26 protein-coding genes and 8 pseudogenes are annotated in these 26,565 nt (G+C 42.1%); 20 read left to right on the top strand and 14 right to left on the bottom strand.

Features of this window, described 5'->3' with window-relative positions:
- Positions 1-35 precede the first annotated feature (35 nt).
- From GQR42_RS24160 to GQR42_RS24190, 7 genes and pseudogenes are all read left to right on the top strand, one after another.
- Complete coding sequence (locus tag GQR42_RS24160; protein WP_125732220.1) at positions 36-254, top strand: ribbon-helix-helix protein, CopG family; 219 nt, start codon at positions 36-38, stop codon at positions 252-254.
- A complete protein-coding gene (locus GQR42_RS24165) occupies positions 251-508 on the top strand; it encodes a helix-turn-helix domain-containing protein (RefSeq protein WP_158201916.1) in 258 nt (85 codons plus the stop codon). The genes GQR42_RS24160 and GQR42_RS24165 overlap by 4 nt, the downstream gene beginning before the upstream one ends.
- 219 nt (positions 509-727) lie before the next feature.
- On the top strand, positions 728-1,045 hold the full coding sequence (locus tag GQR42_RS24170; RefSeq protein ID WP_158201917.1) for a hypothetical protein: 318 nt from the start codon (positions 728-730) through the stop codon (positions 1,043-1,045).
- Positions 1,042-1,446: a type II toxin-antitoxin system VapC family toxin gene (locus GQR42_RS24175; RefSeq protein ID WP_158201918.1), complete on the top strand. Its 405-nt coding sequence runs from the start codon at positions 1,042-1,044 to the stop codon at positions 1,444-1,446. Before GQR42_RS24170 ends, GQR42_RS24175 begins: the two co-directional genes overlap by 4 nt.
- A gap of 167 nt (positions 1,447-1,613) precedes the next feature.
- Positions 1,614-1,913, top strand: a pseudogene (locus tag GQR42_RS24180) (DUF433 domain-containing protein).
- A gap of 104 nt (positions 1,914-2,017) precedes the next feature.
- Positions 2,018-2,206, top strand: a complete 189-nt coding sequence (locus GQR42_RS24185; RefSeq protein WP_158201919.1) for a hypothetical protein — start codon at positions 2,018-2,020, stop codon at positions 2,204-2,206.
- A 54-nt stretch (positions 2,207-2,260) separates the two neighbouring features.
- Positions 2,261-3,009, top strand: a pseudogene (locus GQR42_RS24190) (hypothetical protein).
- A gap of 127 nt (positions 3,010-3,136) precedes the next feature.
- Here the strand turns inward: GQR42_RS24190 and tnpA are convergent.
- Positions 3,137-3,556 (bottom strand): annotated as a pseudogene (gene tnpA / locus GQR42_RS24195) (IS200/IS605 family transposase); the annotation flags it as partial.
- A gap of 63 nt (positions 3,557-3,619) precedes the next feature.
- On the opposite strand from tnpA, the gene GQR42_RS24200 reads away from it, so the two are divergent.
- Both GQR42_RS24200 and GQR42_RS24205 read left to right on the top strand, forming a co-directional pair.
- Positions 3,620-4,843, top strand: coding sequence for an RNA-guided endonuclease InsQ/TnpB family protein (locus GQR42_RS24200; RefSeq protein ID WP_158201921.1), 1,224 nt, complete (start codon positions 3,620-3,622; stop codon positions 4,841-4,843).
- A 90-nt stretch (positions 4,844-4,933) separates the two neighbouring features.
- On the top strand, positions 4,934-6,787 hold the full coding sequence (locus tag GQR42_RS24205) for a hypothetical protein (RefSeq protein ID WP_158201922.1): 1,854 nt from the start codon (positions 4,934-4,936) through the stop codon (positions 6,785-6,787).
- 297 nt (positions 6,788-7,084) lie between these two features.
- Here GQR42_RS24205 and GQR42_RS24210 read toward each other — a convergent pair whose 3' ends face one another.
- From GQR42_RS24210 to GQR42_RS29220, 5 genes and pseudogenes are all read right to left on the bottom strand, one after another.
- Positions 7,085-7,426: a DUF760 domain-containing protein gene (locus tag GQR42_RS24210; protein ID WP_158201923.1), complete on the bottom strand. Its 342-nt coding sequence runs from the start codon at positions 7,424-7,426 to the stop codon at positions 7,085-7,087.
- A gap of 193 nt (positions 7,427-7,619) precedes the next feature.
- Positions 7,620-8,783, bottom strand: a complete 1,164-nt coding sequence (locus GQR42_RS24215; RefSeq protein WP_158201924.1) for a GuaB3 family IMP dehydrogenase-related protein — start codon at positions 8,781-8,783, stop codon at positions 7,620-7,622.
- A gap of 82 nt (positions 8,784-8,865) precedes the next feature.
- On the bottom strand, positions 8,866-9,102 hold the full coding sequence (locus tag GQR42_RS24220; RefSeq protein WP_158201925.1) for a hypothetical protein: 237 nt from the start codon (positions 9,100-9,102) through the stop codon (positions 8,866-8,868).
- Between the two features lie 502 nt (positions 9,103-9,604).
- A pseudogene (locus GQR42_RS29215) lies at positions 9,605-10,222 on the bottom strand (ISL3 family transposase).
- Between the two features lie 423 nt (positions 10,223-10,645).
- The gene (locus GQR42_RS29220; protein WP_233271155.1) at positions 10,646-10,858 is read right to left on the bottom strand and encodes a hypothetical protein; all 213 of its coding nucleotides are present in this window, start codon (positions 10,856-10,858) and stop codon (positions 10,646-10,648) included.
- A gap of 314 nt (positions 10,859-11,172) precedes the next feature.
- Here GQR42_RS29220 and ppk1 point away from each other — a divergent pair, with 314 nt between their 5' ends.
- Positions 11,173-13,341: a polyphosphate kinase 1 gene (gene ppk1 / locus GQR42_RS24235; protein ID WP_158201926.1), complete on the top strand. Its 2,169-nt coding sequence runs from the start codon at positions 11,173-11,175 to the stop codon at positions 13,339-13,341.
- 315 nt (positions 13,342-13,656) lie between these two features.
- Here ppk1 and GQR42_RS24240 read toward each other — a convergent pair whose 3' ends face one another.
- Both GQR42_RS24240 and GQR42_RS24245 read right to left on the bottom strand, forming a co-directional pair.
- Positions 13,657-15,381, bottom strand: coding sequence for a diflavin flavoprotein (locus GQR42_RS24240; protein ID WP_158201927.1), 1,725 nt, complete (start codon positions 15,379-15,381; stop codon positions 13,657-13,659).
- A gap of 138 nt (positions 15,382-15,519) precedes the next feature.
- Positions 15,520-15,663 carry a hypothetical protein gene (locus GQR42_RS24245; protein WP_158201928.1) on the bottom strand — a complete coding sequence of 48 codons (144 nt, stop codon included), beginning with the start codon at positions 15,661-15,663 and terminating at the stop codon, positions 15,520-15,522.
- Between the two features lie 45 nt (positions 15,664-15,708).
- Here GQR42_RS24245 and GQR42_RS24250 point away from each other — a divergent pair, with 45 nt between their 5' ends.
- The 3 genes and pseudogenes from GQR42_RS24250 to GQR42_RS24260 form a co-directional block, all read left to right on the top strand.
- Entirely contained in the window at positions 15,709-15,999 is a 291-nt protein-coding gene (locus tag GQR42_RS24250; protein WP_158201929.1) for a hypothetical protein, read from the top strand.
- A gap of 124 nt (positions 16,000-16,123) precedes the next feature.
- Positions 16,124-17,305, top strand: a pseudogene (locus tag GQR42_RS24255) (RNA-guided endonuclease InsQ/TnpB family protein).
- Between the two features lie 37 nt (positions 17,306-17,342).
- Positions 17,343-17,825, top strand: a pseudogene (locus GQR42_RS24260) (ABC transporter permease); the annotation flags it as partial.
- 569 nt (positions 17,826-18,394) lie between these two features.
- Here the strand turns inward: GQR42_RS24260 and GQR42_RS24265 are convergent.
- Positions 18,395-18,607 (bottom strand): Hfq-related RNA-binding protein, encoded by a 213-nt coding sequence (locus GQR42_RS24265; RefSeq protein ID WP_158201930.1) that lies wholly within the window; start codon positions 18,605-18,607, stop codon positions 18,395-18,397.
- A gap of 64 nt (positions 18,608-18,671) precedes the next feature.
- Between GQR42_RS24265 and dapF the strand changes: the two genes are divergently transcribed.
- A complete protein-coding gene (gene dapF, locus GQR42_RS24270) occupies positions 18,672-19,517 on the top strand; it encodes a diaminopimelate epimerase (protein WP_158201931.1) in 846 nt (281 codons plus the stop codon).
- A gap of 58 nt (positions 19,518-19,575) precedes the next feature.
- Here dapF and GQR42_RS24275 read toward each other — a convergent pair whose 3' ends face one another.
- The 5 genes and pseudogenes from GQR42_RS24275 to GQR42_RS30200 form a co-directional block, all read right to left on the bottom strand.
- Positions 19,576-19,788, bottom strand: a complete 213-nt coding sequence (locus tag GQR42_RS24275) for a chlorophyll a/b-binding protein (RefSeq protein ID WP_158201932.1) — start codon at positions 19,786-19,788, stop codon at positions 19,576-19,578.
- A gap of 646 nt (positions 19,789-20,434) precedes the next feature.
- A pseudogene (locus GQR42_RS30185) lies at positions 20,435-20,730 on the bottom strand (ISL3 family transposase).
- A gap of 15 nt (positions 20,731-20,745) precedes the next feature.
- Positions 20,746-20,922, bottom strand: a complete 177-nt coding sequence (locus tag GQR42_RS30190) for a hypothetical protein (RefSeq protein ID WP_371731331.1) — start codon at positions 20,920-20,922, stop codon at positions 20,746-20,748.
- The gene (locus tag GQR42_RS30195) at positions 20,841-21,113 is read right to left on the bottom strand and encodes a transposase (protein WP_371731163.1); all 273 of its coding nucleotides are present in this window, start codon (positions 21,111-21,113) and stop codon (positions 20,841-20,843) included. Before GQR42_RS30195 ends, GQR42_RS30190 begins: the two co-directional genes overlap by 82 nt.
- 147 nt (positions 21,114-21,260) lie before the next feature.
- Positions 21,261-21,536, bottom strand: a pseudogene (locus GQR42_RS30200) (transposase family protein); the annotation flags it as partial.
- Positions 21,537-22,108: 572 nt separating this feature from the next.
- On the opposite strand from GQR42_RS30200, the gene cobT reads away from it, so the two are divergent.
- The 6 genes from cobT (at position 22,109) to GQR42_RS24310 (ending at position 26,560) form a co-directional block, all read left to right on the top strand.
- Positions 22,109-23,188 carry a nicotinate mononucleotide-dependent phosphoribosyltransferase CobT gene (gene cobT, locus GQR42_RS24285; RefSeq protein ID WP_158201933.1) on the top strand — a complete coding sequence of 360 codons (1,080 nt, stop codon included), beginning with the start codon at positions 22,109-22,111 and terminating at the stop codon, positions 23,186-23,188.
- A gap of 277 nt (positions 23,189-23,465) precedes the next feature.
- Positions 23,466-23,672: a type II toxin-antitoxin system HicB family antitoxin gene (locus GQR42_RS24290; protein ID WP_158201934.1), complete on the top strand. Its 207-nt coding sequence runs from the start codon at positions 23,466-23,468 to the stop codon at positions 23,670-23,672.
- The gene (locus GQR42_RS24295; RefSeq protein ID WP_158201935.1) at positions 23,665-23,877 is read left to right on the top strand and encodes a type II toxin-antitoxin system HicA family toxin; all 213 of its coding nucleotides are present in this window, start codon (positions 23,665-23,667) and stop codon (positions 23,875-23,877) included. Before GQR42_RS24290 ends, GQR42_RS24295 begins: the two co-directional genes overlap by 8 nt.
- Positions 23,878-24,248: 371 nt before the next feature.
- A complete protein-coding gene (locus GQR42_RS24300) occupies positions 24,249-24,782 on the top strand; it encodes a transposase (protein ID WP_158201936.1) in 534 nt (177 codons plus the stop codon).
- Positions 24,783-25,099: 317 nt separating this feature from the next.
- A complete protein-coding gene (locus GQR42_RS24305; protein WP_233271156.1) occupies positions 25,100-25,924 on the top strand; it encodes a tetratricopeptide repeat protein in 825 nt (274 codons plus the stop codon).
- Between the two features lie 174 nt (positions 25,925-26,098).
- Positions 26,099-26,560 (top strand): tetratricopeptide repeat protein, encoded by a 462-nt coding sequence (locus GQR42_RS24310; RefSeq protein ID WP_158201938.1) that lies wholly within the window; start codon positions 26,099-26,101, stop codon positions 26,558-26,560.
- The last annotated feature ends 5 nt before the right edge of the window (positions 26,561-26,565 follow it).

The raw sequence follows: 26,565 nt of genomic DNA on the forward strand, positions 1-26,565 counted from the left end.
GCTATACTGGTTAAAAGTTATTGAGGTAAACAGATATGGGGTTTCCTGCGGTCATAGACAAAAGAGCGGAACGAGAAAAATATGGTGAAACCAAGAAGCAGAAGCAGTTTATGCTGACTGAATCTGCCAGCCACATCCTGGACAGGCTTGCCTTTGATCGCCGCGTGACTCGTTCTGAAGCAATTGAGCAACTGATTAGAGAAGAAGCCGAGCGAAGGGAGCTTTCAGAGGATTGGAAGCAGGAATCAGTATGATTTGGGAAACCGGCGAAGCGGAAGAATGGATCGATAAGGAGAAGGAGCTTTACTTCTACAGCAACCTAGAGGCGTTAATGGCTGAAAAAGGCTTAAGCATCGCCGAACTGTCGGGGCGGACAGGTGTAGCCCAATCCACCATCAGAAGTCTGATCAGGGGCAGACTTAAAAGGCTCGACAGTATCAGCACTGGCAAACTAGCCCAGTTTTTTGAGTGCAAACTGGACGAGCTTTATGTGATGAAGTGGGAGTAGGGAACGGGCGACCACCTAACCAATACCCGTTGGAGTATTGTGGAGTTGGAGAGGCGATCGCTGTTCTTAGGGAGCAGTATGTGGTGGGGACGGTGACGGCTAAGATTGTTCAGCCAAAGCCTGATGAACTAAAAATATTTCCCTGATTTTAAAGGCTTATTTTGCTATAATAGGAAAGTAAAAATCCTGAAAAATTTAGAGTTAAATAGGAGAGATAAAATGGTTAATGAAATCAGTATTATTATCTCCAAAAATCCCGATGGATATTCGGTAAAATTTCCCGAATTAGAACTAATTAATCACCAAGATAGCTCTCTAGAAAATGTTTTAAATCGACTAAAAGCGGTTCTAGAAACTCATCTAATTTCTTCGGATATATTCCCTGAAGAAAAACTATCTCAGCTTCCGTCTGAAGGTAAGGAAATTATCAAGTTTGCGGGGATTTGGGAAGATATTCCTGAAGAAGATTTTAGAAATTTTTGTGAGGAAGTAGAACAGCGTCGTCAAAATTCTTTATCGCGGAGATTCGAGATTTGAAATCTTGTTTACTTGATACTGATATTCTTTCTTTGTTTTTCCGCAATCATCCCCAGGTCGTTCATTCTTGTAATTTATATCTCCAAGAATACAGACAATTAAGTTTTAGCTTGATTACTCATTATGAAATCTTGAGCGGTTTAAAACATCGAGATGCCCAGAAACAGCTTGACAAGTTTTTGGAATTTTCCCGACTGAATCAAATTTTACTTTTAACAGAAGAATCGGTGACAACATCAGCTAAAATTTATGCCGACTTAAGGAAAAAAGGGACTCCTCTTGACGACATCGATCTCTTAATTGCAGGAGTAGCTATAGCGAATAATTTAGTATTAATTACCCATAATCAAAAGCATTTCAGTAAAATTGAAGGGTTAGAATTAGAAGATTGGACACTATAACTATTCTGGAAAGATTTGGCAGCTTAAGTAGTTTGGGCAAAACAATAATCCTCGTTGTCTAAAACTAGAGACTTCGTACCTCACCATTAAGATAACTGATACAATTATGATAAAATGTTAATAAATGAGCAGTAAAAATGAAATAAAATTAAGGGAAAAAATTAATTATGCAACTAGAAGATTATTTCTTATTTATCTCCGAAGATGATATTAGAATCAAAGGTCATCGCCTCGGAATTGACAACGTACTCTTTTATTTCTTGGAAGGCTATACCCCAGAGGAAATCCAGGCTATCTATCCCGATCTAAGTTGAGAAAAAATCTACGCTACTATTACTTATTATCTCCAGAATCAGCAAAAAATTGATGCCTATTTATTGCGCCTCCAGAATTGGCGAGAGACTCGCTATCAAGAATCCTTAAAAAATCCTTCACCTCAACGAGAAAAGATGAGAAGAATTAAATAGCAAAGGCAAGATTCTGTCAGGGTATGAAAATCAAGAATACACCCCCATTAGGAACTCTTGACCCTGATGTTTTACAGTATTTAGGATTATCTCAATGACTCTTGGTGACAGATAATCGTACCAGTATGCCTGAACATTTAGAGGAATATTGGCAAAAAAATCAACAAATCTGGGGACTGTTTTGGATACTTCCCACAACAATAATGGGAAAACTAGCCGAAGAATTAATTATGATTTGGGAAACTACCGAAGCAGAAGAATGGATCGATATTGTCGATTGGATTCCTTTTTAATTAATGATATAATAAGATTATTGCCGTCCTTTTTATGCTTGATTATTAATTTGAATGACTCGCCAAATCTATGAACAATTTGCCAAGGAATATCTGGAGGAATTACTTACCCCTCTAGGGACGATTAGAAAGAGATTCGCAGTTGTTTGTCAAAGTTATATGCCGTTCATGGGGATGTCTTGAGAAAAGCGAAACGGTCAAACAAAACTCTGACTGAAACACAATTGCCTTTCTTATGGATTCTAACGCCCACCTTTTCAGCTAGAATGATTGAAGATTTCGGGACTAACAGCGATGAGAGTAATTGGTTAACAGGGGTTTACTTTTTAGCTAAGTCTCTCAAATCGGGCATCATTGTCATTCATCAATTACCAGTAAATGAAGACACCTTATGGTTGAGAGTATTAGGTAAAGGAGGAACTCAAAAACGAGCCGTAGAAGAGTTAGTTGAACTGCCAGAACGCAATCCTTTTCGAGAGAATTTACTAGAAATTCTGGCCAACTGGCGCAAGAATTTAGAATTGAGAGATAATTTAAGTACAGAGGAACAGGAGGACATCATGAACTTATCACCAGCTTATCTAAAGCAACGAGAAGAGTGGAAATTAGAAGGAAAGCAAGAAGGTACTTTAGAGGGACAACTTTCGCTGATAGCCAGTCTTCTGGAAGGGCGGTTTGGCAGCCTAGATTCGGAATTATCCAGTCTAGTAGAAAAGATTGCCCAACTTCCCATCTCGGAACGCACCGGGTTACTTCTTTCTTTGGCGAATTTATCCCGCTCAGAACTGTTAGAAAGATTTTGACGCTCCCATCGCACTCAAGCGAAGGATTCCCTGTTCATCCAGTTACCTTATCTATCTCAAGGTCGCGAGAGGACTCCCGTTAAACCGCGTAGCGGTTAACGGGAGATGAATCACGACCAGAATGAAACTAACGCAGTAGCGTTTCCACTTTCGGGGAGTTTTGGTTCTCGACGTATTTTTTTAGTTGTTCGACGGTAACGCCACCACAACTGGCCACGAAATAAGCTCCCGTCCAAAAATAGGGTTTGTTGTCGAAATACTTTGCCGCTAAGTAGGGAAATTCTTTTCTAATTAAGCGACTACTAACTGTTTTAAGGTTAGCGATTAGTTTGGATAAAGCGATGTCAGGCTTGTAATCAATAATCAGGTGAACGTGATCCGATTCACCGTTGAAATCAAGCAATGCGCTTTCCCATTTCGTCAGCGTTGATGCGAAGATATCCTTAAGTCGGGCTAAGATTTCATTGTTAATAGCTTTTTGCCGGTATTTGATGACAAAGACGACATGAGCAGTAAGTCTATAAACAGAGCGAAATCCATGATGGTAATCAGTTGACATATTGGGCAGTAAGTGTTACAATCTAACTATATACCACGCTCGCAAACAACAGTGATAACGCTGACCTACCAGTACAAACTAAAGGTAAACAAGAGACAAGAGCGAGAGATCGTCCACATTCTCGATGTTGGCAAGAACGTTGACAATTACGCGCTCTCGGAACGGAAAGATTGGTTGAACTCTCGAAAGTGTCTTGCGGATCGCTGTTCGCTAGTTTCCGAGTACATAATTCCTGCGGATGAACCCTATCCTAATTACTTTGTTCAAGCCAAAAATCTAACGGAAGCTAAAAAAGTTTACCCGATATTAAAGACGGTTAACGCTCAAGTCTTACAGCAAGTCTTAAAAACTTTAGATAAGGCGTTTGACCAGATGAAATCGAAAAGTTTTGGCTTTCCTAGATTTAAGAAAAAGATGCGGAGTTTTGTTTTTCCTGCGCTGTCAAAAAACTTTCTAGGTGACGAATACTTAAGTTTTCCACAATTGGGAAAAATTCGGATTAGGAAATCTAGGGAGTACCCGTCTGGGTTTGAGCCTAAACAAGCTCGAATTATCCAAAAAGCATCGGGATTTTACGTTTCGGTTTCTTTCCAATCTACGAAATTAGTTCCCGATCTGACAGTTGGGAAAACCTGTTTAGGAATTGACGCAGGAATTGAAAGTTTTGTCGCTACTTCACGGGGAGATTTAATCAAAGCCCCTCGATTTTTGTTGAAAGTACAGAGTCAGCTTAAATTGCTACAAAGACGCTTGAAACATAGAGTCAAAGGCTCGAACAATTGGTTAAAACTTCAGGAGAAGATAGCAAGATTACACGAGAAAGTGTCTAATATTCGTAGAGATTGGCACTTTAAACTAAGTCATTACCTTTGTGATATTGCCGATAATATCTTCAACGAAGATATTAACTTTGTTTCCTGGTCTAAAGGGATCGTTAGAAAACAATCTCTGGATTCAGGCATTGGTAGTTTTATTAATGAGATACTACCGTTTGTTGTTTGGAAACGGGGGAAATATTATCTTAAGGTCGATAAAAACGGAACTTCGCAAGAGTGTCCTAATTGTGGCGCGTTCACTGGTAAAAAGTCGTTATCGGAAAGAGTTCACCGGTGTGATTCTTGCGGCCACATTGAACCGAGAGATACGGCATCAGCGAAGGTAATCGAGAACCGAGGAAAAAACGCGGTCGGGCTGACCGTGTTAGAAAACGCTTGCGGAGGCGGTCTGACGGGGGTCGTTCAGTTAAACCTGTTTGATCTAGTCAAGAGCCTATGAACCAAGAATCCCCCGCTACACCGCGCGAGCGGTTAGCGGGGAAGAGTCAAAAAGTAGGTTTATTGAAGAAGTGGAGGGAATCATCATCCTATGGCGATAATGACAAAATCATTTAGACAAAGACTGGCAGAGATTTTCGGGTTTGACCTGCGATCGCTGGCTTTATTTCGCATTGCCTTGGCGTTAGTGGTTTTAGTAGATTTATCGGTTCGTTTTAGCCAAGTAACTGCCCATTACAGCGAATTAGGGGTTTTACCCCTAGGAAGCTTATCGAAAGTCTCTGCTAGTCCTTTTTACTGGTCGATTTTTGCTCTCAGTGACTCGGTGCTGGTGCAGAGTATCCTGTTTATTGTCGCTATAGCGATCGCATTATTGCTTTTAATTGGCTATCATACCCGTTTAGCCACGATCGCCACTTGGGCGCTAATCGTCTCTTTACATCATCGCAACCCCCTGTTACTATTTGCCGCCGATGACGTAATCCGGGCAGTATTATTCTGGGCGATGTTTTTACCCCTCGGTGCCTGTTATTCCGTGGAAAGTGCCTTAAACACCAATCCCAACCCCTTACCCAAGCGTGTGGTTTCGGCTGCCACGGTGGCTTTTATGATACAGGTGTGTTACATCTATATGTGGTCAGTGGTCTTTAAACTCAAAAGTGAGACTTGGTGGCCCGACGGTACAGCCGTTTATTACTCTCTTAGTTACGATCAATACGCTACCGCTTTGGGGAGTTTTTTACTGACTTTACCGCAGCAATTCCTCAAATTTCTAACAATTTCAGCCCTAGGCTTTGAATGGTTCGGTCCGCTATTGATGTTTGTTCCCTTTCGCAATAGTTTATTTAAAATAATCGCCGTAGTTTCCTTTATTTTCTTGCATACGGTTTTTGCGCTGATTCTACATTTAGGGGTTTTCCCTTTCTTGAGTGTTACCCATTGGTTGCCGATCATCCCCAGCTTAGTCTGGGATTGGGGACAAAAACGAATAATAAACCCAGAAAGGGAAGGTTTAAGGATTAATTATGATCGAGACTGTGGATTTTGCAAGAAAGTTGTTCATCTTCTCCGCACTTTTCTCATTTTACCCGGCACTCCCCTGTTAGTCGCTCAGGATAACCCCTCAATATACGAGGATATGGTGGCCCAAAATTCTTGGGTAGTGGAAGATTGGCAGGGAAAACGTCGGTTTAAATGGTCAGCATTGGTTTATATTGTCAGTCTTTCGCCGATTTTCTGGTTTTTAGCGCCAATTTTGCGTTTACCGCCCCTCATGACCCTAGGAACGAGAATTTATGAGTGGATTGCCTCCCATCGTCGTTTTATGGGCAATTTCACCAAACCTCTCAAGTTTCGTCCCCTGACGATTAAATCCTCTTTACCTTTAAATATTTTGGTAATTTTCTTCTTCTTGTTGACCAGTATCTGGAATTTACGCAGTTTTGTCCGGCAATCGGCCATTAGAGGCGATTTAAATACACCTTTAATTCAATCCCTCGATCGCTTGCTCACCCGTCGTACTTTTAATACAATTGATATTCTGGCAAGAATAACTCGTTTAGACCAATATTGGACTATTTTCTCCCCTAGTCCGCCCCGGGATGATGCTTGGTTTGTGGCAGTCAGTAAATTAGCCGATGGTTCCACGGTAGATATATTTAGAGAAGGACAGCCGGTAATTTGGGATAAACCCACGGATAGCGATCGCAATCGTTTGTATAAAACCATGCAGTGGCGGGTATATTTTATTAATCTTAATCGAGCTATCGGTCGGTCAGTTTACGGAGAGTTTGGTCAGTATCTCTGTCAAAACTGGAATCAGCAGCACGGTAGTGATCAACAGATTAAATCCCTGCGACTTTATATTATGCGGGAAAGGACTGTCCCCCCCGGAGAAAAACAGGGAATCGAAAAAGAACTACTCTGGCAGCAAAATTGTCTTTAATCAGTTATCAGTTATCAGTTATCAGTTATCAGTTATTATAGCGTTTCCTAAGCTAGTGAGGTACACCTATTTTTCTTCCCTTTTGCCTCTTGCCTTTTGCCTTTTGCCTAAAACCCATAACTTTTGTACCTCAGCAGACTGCATACCGCTATATAGTCAGATCAAAGTTATATTGTTATCTTTGTCAGAAAAATGGCTAATTAATGCAACAAAAAATAACTAAAATTGGACAACTGATAACTGATTACTGATTACTGATTGCCTCTTTTTCCCTTTCCACATAAATACCGCTCAACTTTAAACATCGCTAGAACCGCTCTGGAGACTAGCGAGGGATTTTTCAAAATTCATTCTCTGTTCAGCATTGCGGAGAAAGTAACCACTCATCATTGCCGAGGCCAATAACCGGCCCAGATGTTCGCGACTGGTACTGATAGTGACCCCGAAATGTTCAGGGGGAAGGTTGCCCAAAAGTCCGATAATGTTGCGTTCCATCACTTGGAAAACCTCTTGGGACTCCGGTTTCGAGAGTTGGGCGATTGTTTCTGGACTTAAGGTCTGGACATACTGCCACAAACTCTCGGAAAATTCACTATCGGTACCGAATAAATTGTGAGGGCGATCGTTTTCTCTATACACCTTTGATCTCCTTAACTCAATTTTTTTATAAACTATCCTTTTGGTTCTTCCAATTTAACAGTTTTTTGAGATAGTGGGGGTCGGCAGAACCGAACCTGAAGGGAATGGTAATTCCAAGGAGAAAATCCATCTCCGGCAAAAATCAAAAACTGCCCCGAGAAGCAGATAACCGATCACTGTTCACTGATAACTTTTATTTACCCATACCTAACTGCTGGGCCTTTTGATAGACTTTACCCTCCGTCAGCAGCGAGGGAGCAATCACCACTTCCACCTGTTGCATTTCCTTTAAGTTCTTAGCACCCAAAGTTCCCATGCTGGTTTTCAGCGCCCCCAAGAGGTTATGAGTACCATCATCTAATTTTGCCGGTCCAACGAGGATTTCGGCAATAGTTCCCGTACTGCCCACACTAATCCGGGTTCCCCGGGGTAGAACCGGGCTAGGTGTGGCCATACCCCAGTGAAAACCGCGGCCAGGGGCCTCCACGGACCGGGCAATGGGAGAACCAATCATCACCGCATCGGCGCCACAGGCGATACATTTGCAGATATCACCGCCGGTAATAATGCCGCCATCGGCAATAACGGGGACGTATTTACCGGTTTCTTGGAAAAAATCGTCCCTAGCGGCGGCACAATCGGCCACGGCAGTTGCTTGGGGAACTCCCACCCCTAAAACGCCGCGAGAAGTACAGGCAGCCCCGGGACCAATACCGACCAAAACCCCGACTGCCCCGGTTTTCATCAGGTTAAGGGCGACTTCGTAGGTGACGCAGTTACCCAAAACCACGGGAATGGGCATTTCTTGGCACAGTTGCACTAAATCGAGGGGGGTGATAGCTTCTGGGGATAAATGGGCAGTGGAAACAACGGTTGCTTGGACAAAAAGAATATCGGCCGCTGCTTGGGCAACGATGGCACCGTATTTGACGGCACCGGCAGGGGTGAGGCTAACTGCCGCAATACCGCCTTTTTCTTGAATTTCTTGGATACGAAGCTCGATTAGTTGCGGTTTAATCGGTTCTGCGTAGAGTTCCTGCATTAAACCGACGAATTCTGCTTTGCCGACTGCGGTAATGCGATCAAGAATCGGGTTAGGATCCTCATAACGGGTTTGAATACCTTCGAGGTTTAGTACCCCTAGCGCCCCCAACTCGGAGAGAAGGACGGCCATTTTAGTATCGACCACCCCATCCATAGCGCTGGCGATAATCGGGATTTCCCGCTCGATATTGCCGAGAGACCAACGGGTATCGGCTAAACTAGGATCGAGGGTTCGCACTCTGGGTACAAGTGCGATTTCATCGATACCGTAAGCTCTACGGGCTGTTTTGCCCCGACCAATAATTGTATCCACGTTTCTATATTATTTCAGACCTATTTAGCCTAGACTAGCAAATTTCGCACCATCTCGAAAAACTTTTCGGTATTATGGCTGACTAGGCCCTGGGAAAATAATCGCCGCAGTTGATCGCTTGTTCGGTGTTGGCGCTCTTGGGTTGTACACTACATTTGAGGCGATAATCGTTGGTAAAGTAGCGGCAGTGGCAGCAAGGGATGGAGTGCATCCGTCGGGCAACTTGCCAACTATCCCGCACAACACTGGCTAAAGACCAGCAAACTAGAGCGATAATGGCAGCGGCGATTGAAAAACGTAAAATAATCCAGATTTCCATGGCGAGCAACTAAAATTACTTGATTTGGATGGGAATCAACCGAGGCAATCGGCAAGAGGGCGAATAATTAGGGTTAGATACTGAACAGTGGTAGTGGATTTGGCTCTTCTCGACTTTGTGTGATAATTTTTGCTTATGTAGGGCTTGCTGAAAAACTGTGTTGGTGGGGTTAGGAGTCAGTAGCCGGTCGTCAGTAGCCGGTCGTTTCAGGCTTTGTTGCCCTGCTTTTTTTGTACTAGCTTTTGTGCTATAGAAAGGATAATGCCAGGTTTTTGAAGGTCCCAATCCTATTTTCGCAGCACTAACATCGGATTTTAACAGGTCAAAAGCCTTATTTTAAAAGGGTTTTACCATTATTCAGCCAGCCCTATGTAATCCTGAAGTGCTTATTTGGCAAGACTTTTAGGACTATTTTGCTGAAGAAACTATCAGTATAGACCTCGTTTGGCTCTTCTGGTTTTCGTGTGTTAATTTTTGTTATGAATTAAAGCAAGCAAACAGCTTAAGTCAGATGTTCAAAATTGGTAAATCCATAACTTATTCTTTTAATAAGCTTTATTTTGGTATTCATTCCCTCAATTAATCCGTTGGTTGTCTGATTTTTAAAGTAATTACAGATATCCGACAAATGCTTCTGGATCATACTGGCACTACTTTGATATAAGTAGGTGGGTGGAATTAAATATAAGATGAACGTAGGTTGGGCTTCGGCCGTGAGCTTTTGCCGAACGGTTGAAGCATGAAACCCAACACTTCCCGATCATACTGGCACTACTTTGATCTAATATCCCGCCTATTCTGATCCATTTTTCCAATTTTCTCTCAGCACTTTGAACGTCCTACTACTTTGATAAATTTGTCTAATTTCTTCTTTCATTTCCCAGGCCATTCCTAAGCAGGGATGTTCTTTCAGGATAACTTCTAGTTGTTGTTTTTGCTCGTCCTTTAAGTCCTCTTTATTCTTCCATAATAAATGAGGTAATCCTTTTTCATGCACCCCCATTAACTTTCTCAATTTATTAAGCTCGTCATTGATGATAGCCATTACATGAAAACGGTCATAGATGATTTTAGCATTGGGAAATAATTCCTTGATCACTGCTGTAAATCCTGACCACATATCGACGCTCACCTCCTTCACCTTCTCTCGAACCGCCTGGAGGCTATGCTTTTAAGGCTTCCATTAATTCTTCTTGCTTATGTCCTTTAATCACATCTAGTAAAATTTTCTTGTCCAGATCTACGACCGTTGTTATGAAATCTTTCTGTCCTTTTAAGTTACTAAATTCATCTAAGCTTATTCGTTCTGGTGCTTGCCACTCTTCCTTTTCTAGTTCTTTAGCACAGTGATTAAATATTAACTCAACTTCTTCCCATCCTCACCCTTCTTCTCGACTTATTTCTTCGATACTACAATTTTTTACTCTCTCATAAATCATCGATTCATAGCGGATTGTCTGAGGCTGTCTTAATCTCATAAAACTCAACCTTTCGCTAATATATTTTTGGCACTTTTGACAATGAAACTGGCGGCGTGGCACTTCTAAATATAATATACCCGACTGCCTAATCTTGATAAATCTCTGACTAGATTATACTCTGTCTGATTGATTCTGTCCAAGATTTGATGGCAATTCGGACATTCAATTGTTTCATTTAAAAGAGCGAGCTTTAGGAAAATTGTCTGAGCAATTTTTTGATAATTGACCACTGTTACATTTGGTAAATCGAGGAGTTGCTCAAAATTTATCCACATAACCCACCTCCTGTTCTGTGTTACCATTATACCATCCTCACACAGAACCTAGAAGAGCCTATTCTTCTTCCTTGCACTCTAATTTCACTGAAAGATTAATTTAACCTTGATCGGTCGGGATTGATTTCTTAACCTTTTAATAAATTGATTTTTTCCCCAGTCAGGCTAGAATCAGTAGGATTAGCATCCAAGATAATTTGGGTAACTTTGGTTAATCTGAGGCAATATAGCCTAAAAAACGACAAAAATAGTCAAATTTAGGCTGAAGTGGCTTGTTTCTAACTGTTTAATCTATTATTTGGATATTAGACTCTATGGCTAAAGCGTCTACCGTAACTTCCGAAATCGATCTTAAAGATTCGCAATATTACTTTAACCGAGAATTAAGCTGGTTAGAATTTAATCATCGCGTGCTTTATGAGGCACTTGATCCTCGGACTCCCCTACTAGAAAGATTAAAATTTACCGCCATTTTTTCTGCCAATCTCGACGAATTTTTTATGGTACGGGTGGCAGTTCTTAAACAACAGGTAGAGGCAAATGTAGCCGTTTTAAGTGCCGATGGTAGGACTCCCTCAGAACAGCTAACCGAGATAAGTAAGTGTCTGCGTCCCCTTGTCCAGCAACAGGATCATCTTTTTGAACACACCCTGAAAAACCTGTTAGTAGAACAGGGAATTCATCTGATTAACTATGTGGATTTACATCAAGAACAGCGCAATTATCTGCATAATTACTTTGAACAAAATATTTTCCCCGTTTTAACTCCCCTCGCGGTCGATCCTAGTCATCCCTTTCCCTATATTTCTAATCTTAGTCTCAATTTAGCCGTAGTCGTTCGCGATCCCGACACCGATAAGGAACTGTTTGCCAGGGTGAAAGTACCACAGGTTTTCCCCCGTTTTCTGGCATTACCCAAGGAATTACGCCACCAAGACGGAAAAGCTTCGATTTGGACGGGAGTACCGCTCGAACAGGTGGTAATGCACAATTTAGAGGCACTTTTCCCCGGCATGATCATTCAAGAATGTTATCCTTTTCGGGTGACACGCAACGCTGATATCTCCGTCGAAGAAGATGAGGCCGATGATTTATTATTAGCGATCGAGGAAGAAGTACGCAAGCGCCGCATCGGTAAATCGGCAGTACGTCTAGAAATTCACAGTTCTACCCCTAGCAATATTAAAGACCGGATCATGCGCGATCTGGGACTTGAGGAGATCGATGTTTACGATGTGGATGGACTGCTGGGACACAAGGATTTATTTTATTTTCTGTCTTTACCCTGTCCCGAACTGAAAGATTCGCCTTGGAATTCCGTCACCCCAGCGGTTTTACAGGGATTGCGGGAAATAGTTGACGGTAACGAAGACGGAATCCTAGAACAGGATGGCGAAGATATTTTTACTTTAATTCGCAATAACGATATTCTCGTTCATCACCCTTACCATTCCTTTAGTGCCTCAGTACAACAGTTTATCGCCCAGGCTGCCCATGATGCCCATGTTTTAGCGATTAAAATGACTTTGTATCGTACTTCCGGAGATTCCCCGATTGTCAATTCCCTGATTGCAGCGGCCGAAAATGGTAAACAGGTAGCGGCGTTAGTAGAACTAAAAGCTCGCTTTGATGAGGAAAATAACATTACTTGGGCGAAAAAGCTGGAACAAGCCGGAGTTCACGTTGTTTATGGCTTAGTTGGTCTCAAAACCCATACGAAAGTGGTTCTCGTGGTCAGAAAAGAAGGGGATAAAATCCGTCGTTATTTCCATATTGGCACGGGTAATTATAACCCAAAAACGGCTAAATTATACACTGATTTGGGTTTACTTAGCTGTCGCGAGGATTTGGGGGCAGATATCACCGATTTATTTAACTTTCTGACTGGATACTCCCGTCAGCAATCCTATCGCCAACTTTTAGTTGCTCCGGTGAGTTTGCGAAAACGGATGTTGGCAATGATCGATCGCGAGGCCAAAAACTGTAAAAATGGCGGTACGGGGCGCATTGTCGCAAAAATGAACGCTCTTGTCGATAAACCGATTATAGAAGCCTTATACGCCGCTTCTCGTGCCGGTGTGCAGATTGACTTAATTATTCGCGGGATCTGTTGTTTACGGCCCGGATTGCCAGAAGTGAGCGATAATATCCGAGTAATTAGCATTATCGGCCGCTTTTTGGAACATTCCCGCATTTTTTACTTCTACAATGGTGGTCAGGAGGAGGTGTATATTGGTAGCGCCGATTGGATGACGCGGAACCTGACTCGTCGCGTGGAAGCAGTGACACCCATCGCTGAACCAGCGATCGCCAAGGAACTGGAAGAAATTCTCGGCATCATGTTGTCAGATAACCGACAAGCATGGGAATTACAATCCGATGGCAGTTATATTCAGCGTCGTCCTGACAATGAGGGACAGGAAAGCAGTACCCATGTAATTTTAATGGAAAAAGCCCTTAAATCTGCGGGTATTAGTCAATAGGAACAGTGATCAGTGATCAGTTATCAGTTATCAGTGGGTAAGTAATCAGTGATCAGATGTGATACTAAATCCGGTTATTAAAAACTGATTATTTATTCTCCGTTTTGCATGAGTGCCTCTTGCATGAGTGCCTCTCCTGATATGTAGCCTATACTCAACGGATTTAGTATGAGTTTTCGGTTCACTGATTACTGTTCACTGTTTACTGATCACTGGAAAAAGCTGACTAACTGGTTGAGAGGTTAAACAATCTCAAAAGCTGAGAGCAAGCATCTTGATCTGTATTTTCTCAACCAGTCAAATCAAGCAAGAATCCTAATAATAATTACCGACTTTGCGATGGTGAACGGCCGTTAAACTATCAGGTTTAGAAACGCGACCATCGGTGACTTTATTGTAAACAATCCAGTGGTCAGCACATTCCATGCGACTAACTACCTCACATTCTAAATAAGCGAGAGCATCAGCTAAAATTGGGGAACCATTATTAGCAATGCGAGTATTGACTCCTGCAAAACGATCTTCCCCCGGGCCGAAACGTTTTAAAAAGTGTTTCATCAGGGTTTGATAATTGCCTTCTTCCAGAATATTTAAAATGAATTGATCCCCCACTTGCAGTAAAGACTCGATCGCCCGATCTTTGGCCACAGCAACGGTAAAACCAGGAGGATCAAAACTTGCTTGAGTTACCCAAGAAGCGACCATTGCCCCGCTTCTATCTCCTTTCTTGGTGGTAATAATATATAAACCACCGCTAATCCGTCCGATGGCTTTATCAAGGTCAGTATCGAGGGATTTTCTTTGTTTAACCTTTACCTCTTGGGTTAATAGTTGTCCCATATCTGTACCCGCTTCTTCACAGCGTTGATAGAGACTCTCGTTAGGAGTTTCTGTGCTACGAATGGGATCGAAAGCTTTGGTTAAACCAACTTCACGAAACTTATTAAATAGAGGTAAAATTGATTCATCATCACCCCCTTGAGATTCAAACATTCCGAGGTATTGTTTGGGGTTAACCGAGGCGAGAATTGTGCCTAAATTACCCGTAATTTCTTGGGCATTAATACCAGAAACGGGGGGAGTACCGATGACGATTCCCACCGCAGAAGAAGCTAATTCTTTTACCTCTTGGGGATCGGCGGATTTCAGGTCTAGAGTTTCTACCGCCACACCAGTTTTAGTAATACCTTTGGCAATCGATTGACAGAGGCGATCGCTATAACCATAATCGGAAATATAGAAAACAGCAATGGTTTTTTCTGCCTTAGTTTGTGCCTGACTCCAATCACGATAACGGGTCAATAATTCAGTAACATTATGTTTTAATACTGGTCCATGACCATTAGCCACGAGATTAATATTACCTAGGGGTTCCATCCGTTTCATCGCCGCTAGTACCGAACGAGCATTAGGAGCCATTAAACATTCATAATAGAAGCGATAATCTGGTTCAATAGCACTTAATTGCTCATCGTAAAGATCATCGGAACAATAGTGCATTCCGAAGGCATCACAGGTAAATAAAATTCCCGAACCGTGATCGTAGGTAAAAATAGTATCGGGCCAGTGTAAATTAGGAGCATTAACAAATTCGAGAATGTGACCATTGCCTAGGTCTAACTGATCACCATTTTTGACCAGTTGACGTTGAAAGGGATGATGAACTAAATTCTCTAAAAACTGAATTGCTACTTTCGACCCAACGACGGTAATATTGGGAGCGAGTTGTAGCATATCTCTGACTAACCCACTGTGATCGGGTTCGGTATGACTGATAATTAAATAATCGATTTCTTGGGGGTTAATTAATCCGTTGAGGCTATCAAAATATAGTTGACGGAATTTTTCGTGAGAGGTATCCACAAGGGCGATTTTTTCCCCACGAATCAGATAGGAGTTATAAGTCGTACCGTTTTGTAATCCGAATTCAATATCGAAGCGATCGCGATCCCAATCGAGGGAACGAATAGCGGTGGTGTCTGTGGTGAGATTGGCCACCTGCACGGTGAGACGTTTTGTTTTGACTGGTGTGGCAACCATCGAACCCCTCCTTATTGTTAAGTTTTTTATACTTTGTCTCTATTGTGCCACGAGGAAATTAAGTATGGAGATACCCCAAACAAAAAAATGATCGCCACAACAGTGAGCGATCGAACGACTGACAACTGACAAACAACCCTAATAATTCCATCTTGCTCCTTTTTCGCCACTGCTTTGCCACCCCTTCCCGTTCCGAGCGTCGAGATGAACGAAACCGCGCCGCGCCCCATACCCTAACGCCCCGAACCAGTGCAGATGCAGCCAAGCTTGAAACTTAGCCAAAGAAGCGGGATTACTCGGGCGAATATCGGCCGCGCGACCCTAAAGGTGGTGAGAGTTAGACGCGCCCCCGACGGCGCGATTAACGATAGCGGTATTCGCTTGAGTGAGATACAGACCATCGTCTTGCCTAGACTGACTTATAGCTTGTTGCAGTATACCTCATTCGACTGCATACCGCTATATGTTATTCCCCAACAATCTGCTTTGTTGTTAGGATTCATTGATAGCCAAGGCAATTTTACCTTGAATGTCGGATTGAAGGCTCTCGGTTTTACCTCGGAGATGAAAATCCGACCAATATTAAGACAGCGAAGCACAGCTAATATTCGCTCTTAGTCTTGGTTTTCAACGAGATTAAACGTAGCCCTGTGAGTTTTAACGTAAACAGCTTTCAGGCTCTTGACAGTCTGTGGACTGAAGGTGATATACTGTTAATATAAACCATTGAGAGGTCGGTTCAATGGGAGTCATAGAGTTTAAGCTAAAAGTCTCACAACAGCAACAGGTAGCCAGCTCTGAGGCTATAAGAATTGGGCAATTTGTTAGAAATAAATGTCTAAGGTTCTGGATGGACTCTACTAAAGAAGACCAAGTAAATTATGCTTCTTTGTGTCGTTACGTTACCGAATTAAGCAAGAACTCTGATTTCCCTTTTCTGGTCAATCTCAACTCTATGGCTCGTTAAGCCAGTGGCGAAAGAGCGTGGTTTGCCATCTCCCGTTTCTACCACAATTGTCAAAAAGGTTTAGCCAAGAAAGGCTATCCTAAATTCAAAAAGTATTCTCGGTCGGTCGAGTACAAATCTTCTGGCTGGAAAATCACAGAAGATAAAAAGTTTATCCAGATCACGGATAAAACAGGGATAGGTAAATTAAAGCTGCTCGGCAGTTTTAACCGTGACATTCTTGATAAATCTTCCATCAAAAGAGTTAGGCCCCTTAAAAGAGCAGACGGGTTCTATTGTCAATTTGTCTTAGACATTGAGCGGATAGAACCTCTTGAATCTACAGGAAAAGAAGTGGGGATTGACTTAGGACTAAACCATTTCTTGACTGATTCCAATGGAGATAAAGTTGATAACCCTCGGTTTCTTCGTCAAGCAGAAAAACGCTTGAGGAAAGCTCAACGCCAGCTTTCTAAAAAGAAAAAGGGAAGTCAAAAACGTCAACAACAAAAATCTCAAGTAGGTCGCCTTCATTTAAAAGTTTCTCGACAACGTAAAGATTTTGCCGTTAAGACAGCAAAAGCGTTAATCCAATCTAACGATTTGGTAGTCTATGAAGACTTGAAGGTTTCTCCTATGGTGAAAAATAGAAAGCTTGCTAAGTCTATTAGTGATGCAAGTTGGTCTATGTTCACCAATTGGTTGGACTACTTTGGACAAATACACGGGAAGTTCGTTATAGCGGTCAATCCACAATATACAAGTCAAGAATGTTCTAATTGTGGTTCCATTGTCAAGAAAACATTGTCTGTTAGAACTCATATTTGTTCTTGTGGATGTGTTTTAGACAGAGATGAAAACGCTGCTATAAACATCCTCGCACGCGCAAATACTGTCGGGCGGACAGAAATTCAAGCCCGACTACAGACTACCCACTGTCTATTAAGCTTTCGCTTAATAGATAAGGTAACTGGATGAACAGGGAATCCCTCCCATGAGTGCGATGGGAGCGTCAATGATTGTCTATCTATTTCGCGAGAGCATCAAAAAAATCGCCGGACCAGAAACGGGCATTTTTATGCTCGTGGTTTTAGTAATCGGGGGTTTAAATTGGATGTCGGTGGCGCGATTGGTGCGGGGAAATTTTTTAAAATTACGGGAGATGGAGTTTATCTCAGCCGCGATTGCTTTGGGGGCCACTCCTTTGCGTTTAATCCTGGTGCATTTATTACCTAATGTTTTGGGACTGATGATCGTGGCCGCCACTTTAGCCGTGGGTAATGGGATTATTACCGAGTCCACGCTGAGTTTTTTGGGTTTGGGTTTCCCCCCCGATGTACCGACTTGGGGACAAATGTTATTTAAAGCTAAAGATTACTTGACAACTGCTCCTCACTTGGTCATTTTTCCCGCCCTAGCTATTGTGATCACGGTGTTAAGTATTAATTTTATCGGTGACGGTTTGCGGGATGTCTTCGATCCTAAAAGTTTTAGTTAGGGGTTGGGTGTTGAGCGGTGATGGTGATATCCCTCTTCTATCACTCTAGGGAACGGGAAGACAGAAATGACAGGGAAAAACGGATTCTAACAGAGAATTTATCAGTCGAAAAGAAAAGTAATCAATTAATCGAGGAGTAAAAAAACACAGAGCCAAGCTTTTAAGGCTCTACCGAACCTGTCATGTAAAACTATCAATAACTCATGCTTGTAAAGCTTGTATACTAAGACTTTGAGTTTTTGTTAGATTGATATTTATTAACTTTAGAGCATTGCTAGGCCGAGAGTAGGGTCGTTTCATTCTCTCAAATGTCATTCTCTCCAATCTTTATCTGGCAACGTTTTTAGTCGATTTCTCGGAATAAATATCTGAAAAATTTTTTTTAAACGTCGTGCTTTGCTTACCTCATAAGCGATTAAAGGTAGCAAAAAAAAGAATTAGATTCGGAGAATGAATCAGCCCTACCCTGACAGAAGAGGGATGTATATTTGATCAAAAGCTATCTGCTTGCTACTGAATTTTTGATGCGTCAGGGAGGCATCCCACCGCCAAATATCGCCAATTTCCCCCTAGGCTTTAGGTTTTAAATAAACCAGAGACTGTTGCCAAATTAAAGTGGGTTTATCGTAGTGATCAACCAGGTATAGACAGTTAACATCTTGCCAAAGGATGCGACCAACGAGGAGATCATCGGTGCTCAACTTAATTTCTACTTCCTGTTTCTCTTGAATATAGCTCTGTACTTGTCTAATACTCGGTAGACCGGGATCGAATTGAGACATAATGAGTTTATCGATGAGGTGTTCATCCTCTATTATTATTCCTGTTGAGCAGCTTTTATTGACCATGAAAATCCCCTTCACCAAATATCAAGGCCTGGGCAATGATTTTATTTTGATAGATAACCGTCACAGTCCCGAACCCCTGATCAGAGCGGAAATGGCCGTGGCTATGTGCGATCGACATTTTGGGGTCGGTGCTGATGGCGTGATTTTTGTGCTTCCCGGCCAAGCAGAAACCGACTACACCATGAGAATTTTCAACTCTGATGGTTCGGAACCGGAAATGTGTGGTAACGGTATTCGCTGTCTAGCCCAATTTATTAGCCGTTTAGAGGCTAACAACAGTATTGGGCAAACCTATCGCATTCATACTCTAGCAGGAACGATGATTCCCCGTTTAGAAGCCAACGAACAGGTGACGGTCGATATGGGGCCGCCGCAACTGCTAGGCAGTGAAATCCCCACCACCTTGGTCAACTGGACCGAAAAAACCCTCGCTGTTCCCCTAGAGGTGGAGGGCAAAGATTGGTTAATTACTTGCGTTAGTATGGGTAATCCCCACTGTGTCACTTTTGTCGATGATCTGGCCTCTATTCCCCTAGAAACTATCGGGCCAAAATTTGAGCATCATCCAGTTTTTCCCCAACGGACTAATGTGGAGTTCGTAGAAGTAATCGCGCCGGATTATATGAAGATGCGTGTCTGGGAAAGAGGAGCGGGAATTACTCTCGCTTGCGGTACTGGTGCTTGTGCTGTGGTGGTGGCGGCCGTGTTAACGGCAAAATGCGATCGCTGTTGTACCGTGGAACTACCCGGTGGTTGTCTTCAGATTCACTGGTGCGAAACTGATAACCGGGTTTACATGACCGGTTCAGCTAAGGCTGTTTTTGAGGGCATTTACCCCATCTGAATCACCCCTCCCGAGCGGGGACTGAACTCCCCGCTCGGCGCGACGGGATTGTCGATTCTTAGAGACTGGTAATCCAAGCAATGATTCCTTTACCGGTTAACACTTCAATGGCCAAAAGAGAGACAAAGCCAATCATAGCTAGTCTGCCATTCAATTTTTCAGCGTTTTTGGTAAAACCAAGACTGCTAGAACTATCAACGTACATTTTCGGTTCGACAGCAAAATTATTCAGTCTTCCTTGTTCTTCGGTGGTGTAGCCGCGGGCAGTCATGAGGAGGCTCCTTTTGTATGCTTATGTTAAATATCGTAACACATTGTTAAGTTATGTTGCAAATTTTAACAAAAAATTTCTTGAGACTCAGAAAACCTCGATGGGGTAGTCAGTCAACGGCAAGGTTCTCAGCTGTCAGGGTAAGCTGCCCGCACATTTAAATTGCTTGTTGAGATGAGGCAAAAGGCAAGGGGGACGGGGGAGATTCAGCTAATCTAAGGATAGGCGATTGTCAATCTATACAGATAAAGATTGGCTCTCTTGGAGTTATGGTGATCAGCTTATCTGAGCGAAGAAAGGGCGTACGCTATACTCCCCTACCAATCACACCACGCGCGGCCGTAGGGGCGCAACGTGGTCAGTGAGTTGATCGAACTGCTTGCGCCCATAATGTGACATGGTGAACATTTTTCAGCCAATGTCCAAGAGAGCCTCAAGATTTTAGGTATTGTCAGCTTTCCAAACCCAATATTTTTGCAAAACTGAGATGCACCCTGGGAAGTTGTGTCATCTCATCATCATCAATTACGATTGAGGTGGGTGTGGTTGATTCTTTGCTGACGAGTAGCGGTTGACTATAAGCTATCCGAGGAAAACAATTAAAAACCGCTAAAGTTCCTGGCTCTTCGTTGCTCTTTATGCTAAATCAACAGACAAGATGCCAAGACAACATACTTCTAACCCAAAAATTCCGAAAGTTTCTCAAGCCATAGCCTCTTCGTTTTATTAGTTTAAGTTTATTGTTGATTCCCTCGACCACCCCATTCGTTTCCTTCGCTCGAAATAACTAATGATTTCTCCAAACCAGTTTCGGATTGTTTGATAACTCTTGGTAAAAATACTGGAGGATTTTGCCAACCATTCCGAGATGGATAGCAGTCCTTCTGTCGGATTCTCTGAGGTTTCATAAATCTTTCTGAATTCTTCCTTTAATTCCTGCATCTTTTTCAAATTTGGTCAATTTTCTTTGATAGCTTCTAGTTTGATTTTTTGGGTTTCCGTTAAATCTTCTTCATTTTTTAACCGGCTATATTTACTTCGCTTTAAAACTTCTAGCTTCGCTTCTTTTTCCGCTTTCTGTTTTTTATTTTTCTGCGCTGACCCGGCTCTTTTTTCTGCGGCTCGACTGAGCATCGCCGAACGTCTCTTCTCTGTTCGTCTAACTCTTGATTAATTTGTTTCATTACATGGAATCTATCGGCGACTACCTCGGCCGATGGCATCAATTCTTTCACTAAATTTTTATAGGTTAGCCAAAGGTCTATGCTCACTTCTTCAATTGGCCCTAACACCTCTTTCCCCCAGCCTGTAAGCGTTTTTCTCAACTCATGTTGTGTTCGCTTCTCTATAATAGCATTAGTTTTCCCGTATCTAAATCTACTAAAACTGCTTTTTAGCAGTCAGCTTTTTTATTTCTGCTCTCCACTTCCCCTGCTCCCCTGCTCCCTGCTCCCCACTTCCCATCGTTTACTGGCGACAAAATCTAACTTCTCACTAAAGGGTTTCTGACAATTATCGCCCTTAAATTGACGACGATTAACTTGTAGTTATACTGGTTGTCCTGAGAGCGGTAAATCTTTGACTAAATGTCGATGATTTTGGTGTAGTTTATCGCTCTCTAATCCACAACGAGGACAGGTCGCTTTTTGATTTTTCGATTCGATTCGTCAGACTATACCGATATTTTCTAGGTGTCGATAGCCTTGAATAGAGGTTCCTTCTAGGTTCAAAAATTTGTCAAGTATCATCAGTAAAATACTCTGGTTTTTGAGTAAGATATCAAATCTTAACTCGATTGTCTATCTTTTGGTGTTAACCTGCTTGCGCCTTAAGTCCTTCCCCCTATGGATTTCAGCTACTTTTAGGCGTAGGCAATCTCATCGAATTTTATTTTTAGTTAATTATTTGCATAACAAATCCCGAAGAGCTCTCCTATTGGTGACTTTCCCTCACCTATGGTGAGCAGCAGCAGTTAAGTAGGTGGGTGGAATTAAATATAAGATGAACGTAGGTTGAGCTTCGGCCGTGAGCTTTTGCCGAACGGTTGAGGCATGAAACCCAACGCCCGCATCGGTTACGCTACTGCTAACCCATACTACAAATAATTGTGCCTCCCTACTTATTCAAAGAGGGCGAATGCAATTCGCCCCTACAATAATATTATTGCGCCAATCGTAGGGGCGCACCGTGGTCAGTGAGTTGATCGAACTGCGTGCGCCCAAAATATCATCTAGATATTTCGACAAAATTGAGATGCAGCCTCAACTATTATCTCATGGAGAGAGCGAAATAGTGATAAGTAATGGGACAAAATCAACGGATGATTAAAATTTACACGGAAGTCGAACGGGGGCAAAATTGGTTACAGCGCCATCAAAAATCTTGTCCGATATTTGCCCTAGTTTTAGGCTTTACCGAGACAGGATTAATCCCCGGAATCTCCACCGCCGGTGCTACCCCGGAAGATAGAAAATATACAGCGATCGCCGATGCCGAATTTATCGTTAAAGGAGTTTCACCCCATCCCCGTTATCCCTTGCCTCCCCTAACGGTGGGAGCCTCCCCTGCCTATATTACCCGCGCCGTAGTGGAAAAATTAGCTATTCCTGTCCGGGTTTTTAACGCCGGTTTACCCTTGCCCCCGGCCGTCGATTATATCGAACTGGGGGGACAACCGGCCCGTTGTCTCTCCACCGGCCGCGCCCTAGATCTCCCCATAGTAAAACACCTGTTCGCCCAAGGATTAGCTTGGGGAGAAAAATTAGCCCGCCAGTCTGGTTATCTAATTATCGGCGAGTGTGTGGTCGGTGGCACCACCACCGCCCTCGCCATCCTAACTGGATTGGGTTATCGAGCCAAGGGCAAAGTGAATAGCAGCCATCCCCAGTGCAATCATGCCCAGAAACAGGCAATAGTTGAGCAGGGATTAGCCCGAAAAGAAATTTTTGATCCTTTTGAGGTAATCGCCGCACTAGGCGATCCTCAGCAGATTTTCGTTGCTGGCATGGCGATCGCCGCCAGTGGGCAGGGTGGGGTACTCCTCGCCGGAGGAACCCAAATGTTAGCCGTTTCTGCCCTAATTCAAGCTCTAGTGGCTAAATATGCCTATCCCGTTAACTGGGAAAATATCCTCGTCGGCACAACTCGCTGGGTAGCGGAAGATAAAACGGGGGATACGGTGGGATTAGCCCGCCTGATCGGAAAATTGCCCCTATTAGCCACACAATTAAACTTTTCCGCCTCTAAATACCCGGTTTTGCAAGCTTATGAACAAGGTTTCGTCAAGGAAGGAGTCGGTGCGGGGGGATGTGCGATCGCTGCTTGTCTGTACCAGAATTGGACTAATCAAGATTTGGTCAAAGCGATCGAAAATTTAATCGGGTTTCAACTAAACTGTTGACTATCTATTTGGGCATCACCTATCGCTGAAACCCTAGATTTTCTATTCTGATAATCTCTCGATTATAGTCTTCATTCAAGCATAATCTTAACAATCATACTCCTCATTTTTGATTGTTTGATTGACTATGGTTATTTTTGGCCATTATCCTTGGGATATAATTATGATAATCTCCCCACCAGATAGGCAATGGTAGCAGTAGCGCAATGCTTAGGTGATGTTATGATAATAATAGTTTTGCCAAAATTTTTATTAAGGACGGGATGATCTTAAAAATATGCAATATCAAGTCAATCTCAAGCAATCAGAAGAGGGATATGCCGTTTGGTGTCCTAGTTTACCTGGTTGTGCTTCTCAAGGGACAACTAAAGAAGAAGCACTCAATAATATTCAAGATGCAATTCAGTCTTATTTAGAAGTGGCTGAGGAATTAAATCAAGGGATCGAATCTTATTATGTAGAAGTTGAATTAAATCATGCCTAGTCTTGCTGGAATTAATCATCAACGAGCAATTAAAGCGTTTGAAAAAGCAGGATTTCAGATTGTTCGACCGGGAAAACATATTACCATAACTGATGGACAACATATTCTCACTATTCCAAGGTCTAATCCAATCAATGCTTATACAATGGGAACAATTATTAAAGGTTCTGGATTAACTATTGAAGAATTTAAAAAACTTTTATAAAAAAATCAACCCATGAACGAACAACGCACCCAATTCTGTCTAAATTATGATTTTTTTGATTGTTGGATTGACTAGGATTTTTTTCGGCTATCATCCCTGTGATACAATTCTGATAATCTCCCCATTTAATCCCTGTACGGGCGAAGCATTCGTGCAATAACTTATCACTAAAATCCTAAATTTTTTATCCGAATGTTTCGCCCCTACCCCAGACAATAACCTTCGCCTATTATCCCTGTGATACAATCACGATAATCTCCCCATTAAATCACTGTACGGGCGAAGCATTTGGGCAATAACTTATCACTAAAATCCTAAATTTTTTATCCGAATGCTTCGCCCCTACCCATCAATTCCCCATCTACCACGCCATGAATGAACTGAAAAAATATCGACAATCTATTCGCTTGAAAGGCTATGATTATAGACTTAATGGAGCTTATTATATAACAATTTGTTCTTATCAAAAGCAGTATTTATTTGGTGAAATTGTTGAAGGAAATATGAAGCAAAATTTACTTGGTGATACTATTGAAACAGTATGGTACAGACTACCTCTAAATTTTAAATTTATTGAACTAGATGCTTTTATTGTTATGCCCAATCATATTCATGGAATTATATTAATACAAAATCAAGCTCTGGAAAAGACCGAATACTATTCTCAATATCCTCGCGGTACAATGCCAGAATCTTTGGGGGCTATTGTGCAGAATTTTAAATCAATCTCTACTCGTAAAATCAATCGTTTATGTAGCGATCGCCTGAAAGTTTGGCATCGCAATTATTATGAACATATCATTCGCAATGAAGATTCTTATCAAAAAATCCGGCAATACATTCTTGACAATCCGCGAAATTGGCAACAAGACGAAAACAATCTTAATAAATTCAAACCAATGTAGGGGCAAATAATCTGTACGGGCGAAGCATTCGGGCAATAACCTATCGCTGAAACCCTAGATTTTCTATCCGAATGTTTCGCCCCTACCCCAGACAATAACCTTCGCCTATTATCCCTGTGATACAATCACGATAATCTCCCCATTAAATCACTGTACGGGCGAAGCATTTGGGCAATAACTTATCACTAAAATCCTAAATTTTTTATCCGAATGCTTCGCCCCTACCCATCAATTCCCCATCTACCACGCTATGAACGAACAACGCACCCAAACATACCTAAACCTCATTAATCAGCTATTATCTTGCAATAATAGCGATGAACCCCGAATCTTACAGGAAAATCAGGAATTGCTGGATGAGGTTGGTACAGGTAATGGTAGCCGTAGCGCAACAATTCGGGAATGCAGGAAGGGAAAATGAGGCGCGATGGTTGCTGAATATGGCACAACAGTTAGCAGCAGCATTAGGGTTATTGGGGGATGAAACCACGGCAACCGCCAACACCCCGCAAAACTATCTCAATTTCTTAATGGAGACATTACGAAAAGTCCAAGAGAATCCTAATCCTCAAGTTATTTATCCCTTCTGGGCGCAAAATCTGGATAAATTGGATGAAAATTTGATATATATTCTTGATAGTTGGGCAAATGATAAACTAGCATCCGTTGATACAAAAGAAGCCTATTTTATTGCTGGAAATATTTGGTACTTCAGTGAATTAGTACAAAAATTCACACTAGGTAGTATTGCCGCTAATAAGGAAATTGCCATTGCTGGTTATGAAATAACCTTAAGAGTTTATACTAAAGGAGCTTTTCCCCGAGATTGGGCAGTTACCAAGCTAAATCTCGCTGTTACTTACTCTGAAAGAATTAGAGGCAATAAAGCTGACAATTTAGAAAAATCAATTACTGGTTTTACTGAAGCCTTGAGAGTTTATACTGAAAAAGCTTTTCCCCAGAGTTGGGCCTTAACACAATATAATCTTGCTCTTATTTACTATGACAGAATCAGAGGCGACAAAGTCGAGAATTTAGAAAAGTCAATTGTCGCTAATCAGGAAGCCTTAAAAGTTTATACCTGGGAAGCTTCTCCCCAAGATTGGGCTCTTCTGGTTTCTGTGTGGAAGGAAGAAGGATAGGGATAATTTTCCAGAAACATAGTCTTCAAAGCTTTGCCTAGCAAGACTCCTACGAATGATAAGCACTGATTATCACACAAAGTCGAGAAGAGCCAAGATTGGGCAATTACCAATTATAATCTGGCCGCTGTTTACCTGAAGAGAATCAAAGAAGATAAGGCTAAGAATTTAGAAATGGCAATTTCTGCTTTTACTAATGCATTGAAAGTCTGGACTTTGGAATCTTCTCCCAAAAATTGGGGTAATACGCAGGATGGTCTTGCTAATGCTTACCTGAATAGGATCAGAGGCGATAAAGCTGAAAATTTGGAGATGGCAATTGAGGCTGCTAATAAAGCCCTGAAAGTGAGAACTTTGGCAGCTTTTCCCCAAGAATGGGCAGCCACGCAAAATAATCTTGCTCTTGCTTACCGTAACAGAATTAGGGATGATAAAGCTGAGAATATTGAAAAAGCGATCGCCTATTATCAAGAAGTCTTGAAAGTTTATACTTTTGAGGCATTTCCTCAAGATTGGGCAACCACACAGAATAATCTCGCGGCTGCTTACACAGAAAGAATTAGAGGAGATAAAGCGGAGAATATAGAAAAAGCAATCGCAGCTTGCCAAGAAGCTCTAAAAGTTGGCGTTGCATAATAGGC

The sequence above is a fragment of the Microcystis aeruginosa FD4 genome, from assembly GCF_009792235.1.
GTDB classification, from domain to species: Bacteria; Cyanobacteriota; Cyanobacteriia; order Cyanobacteriales; family Microcystaceae; genus Microcystis; species Microcystis viridis.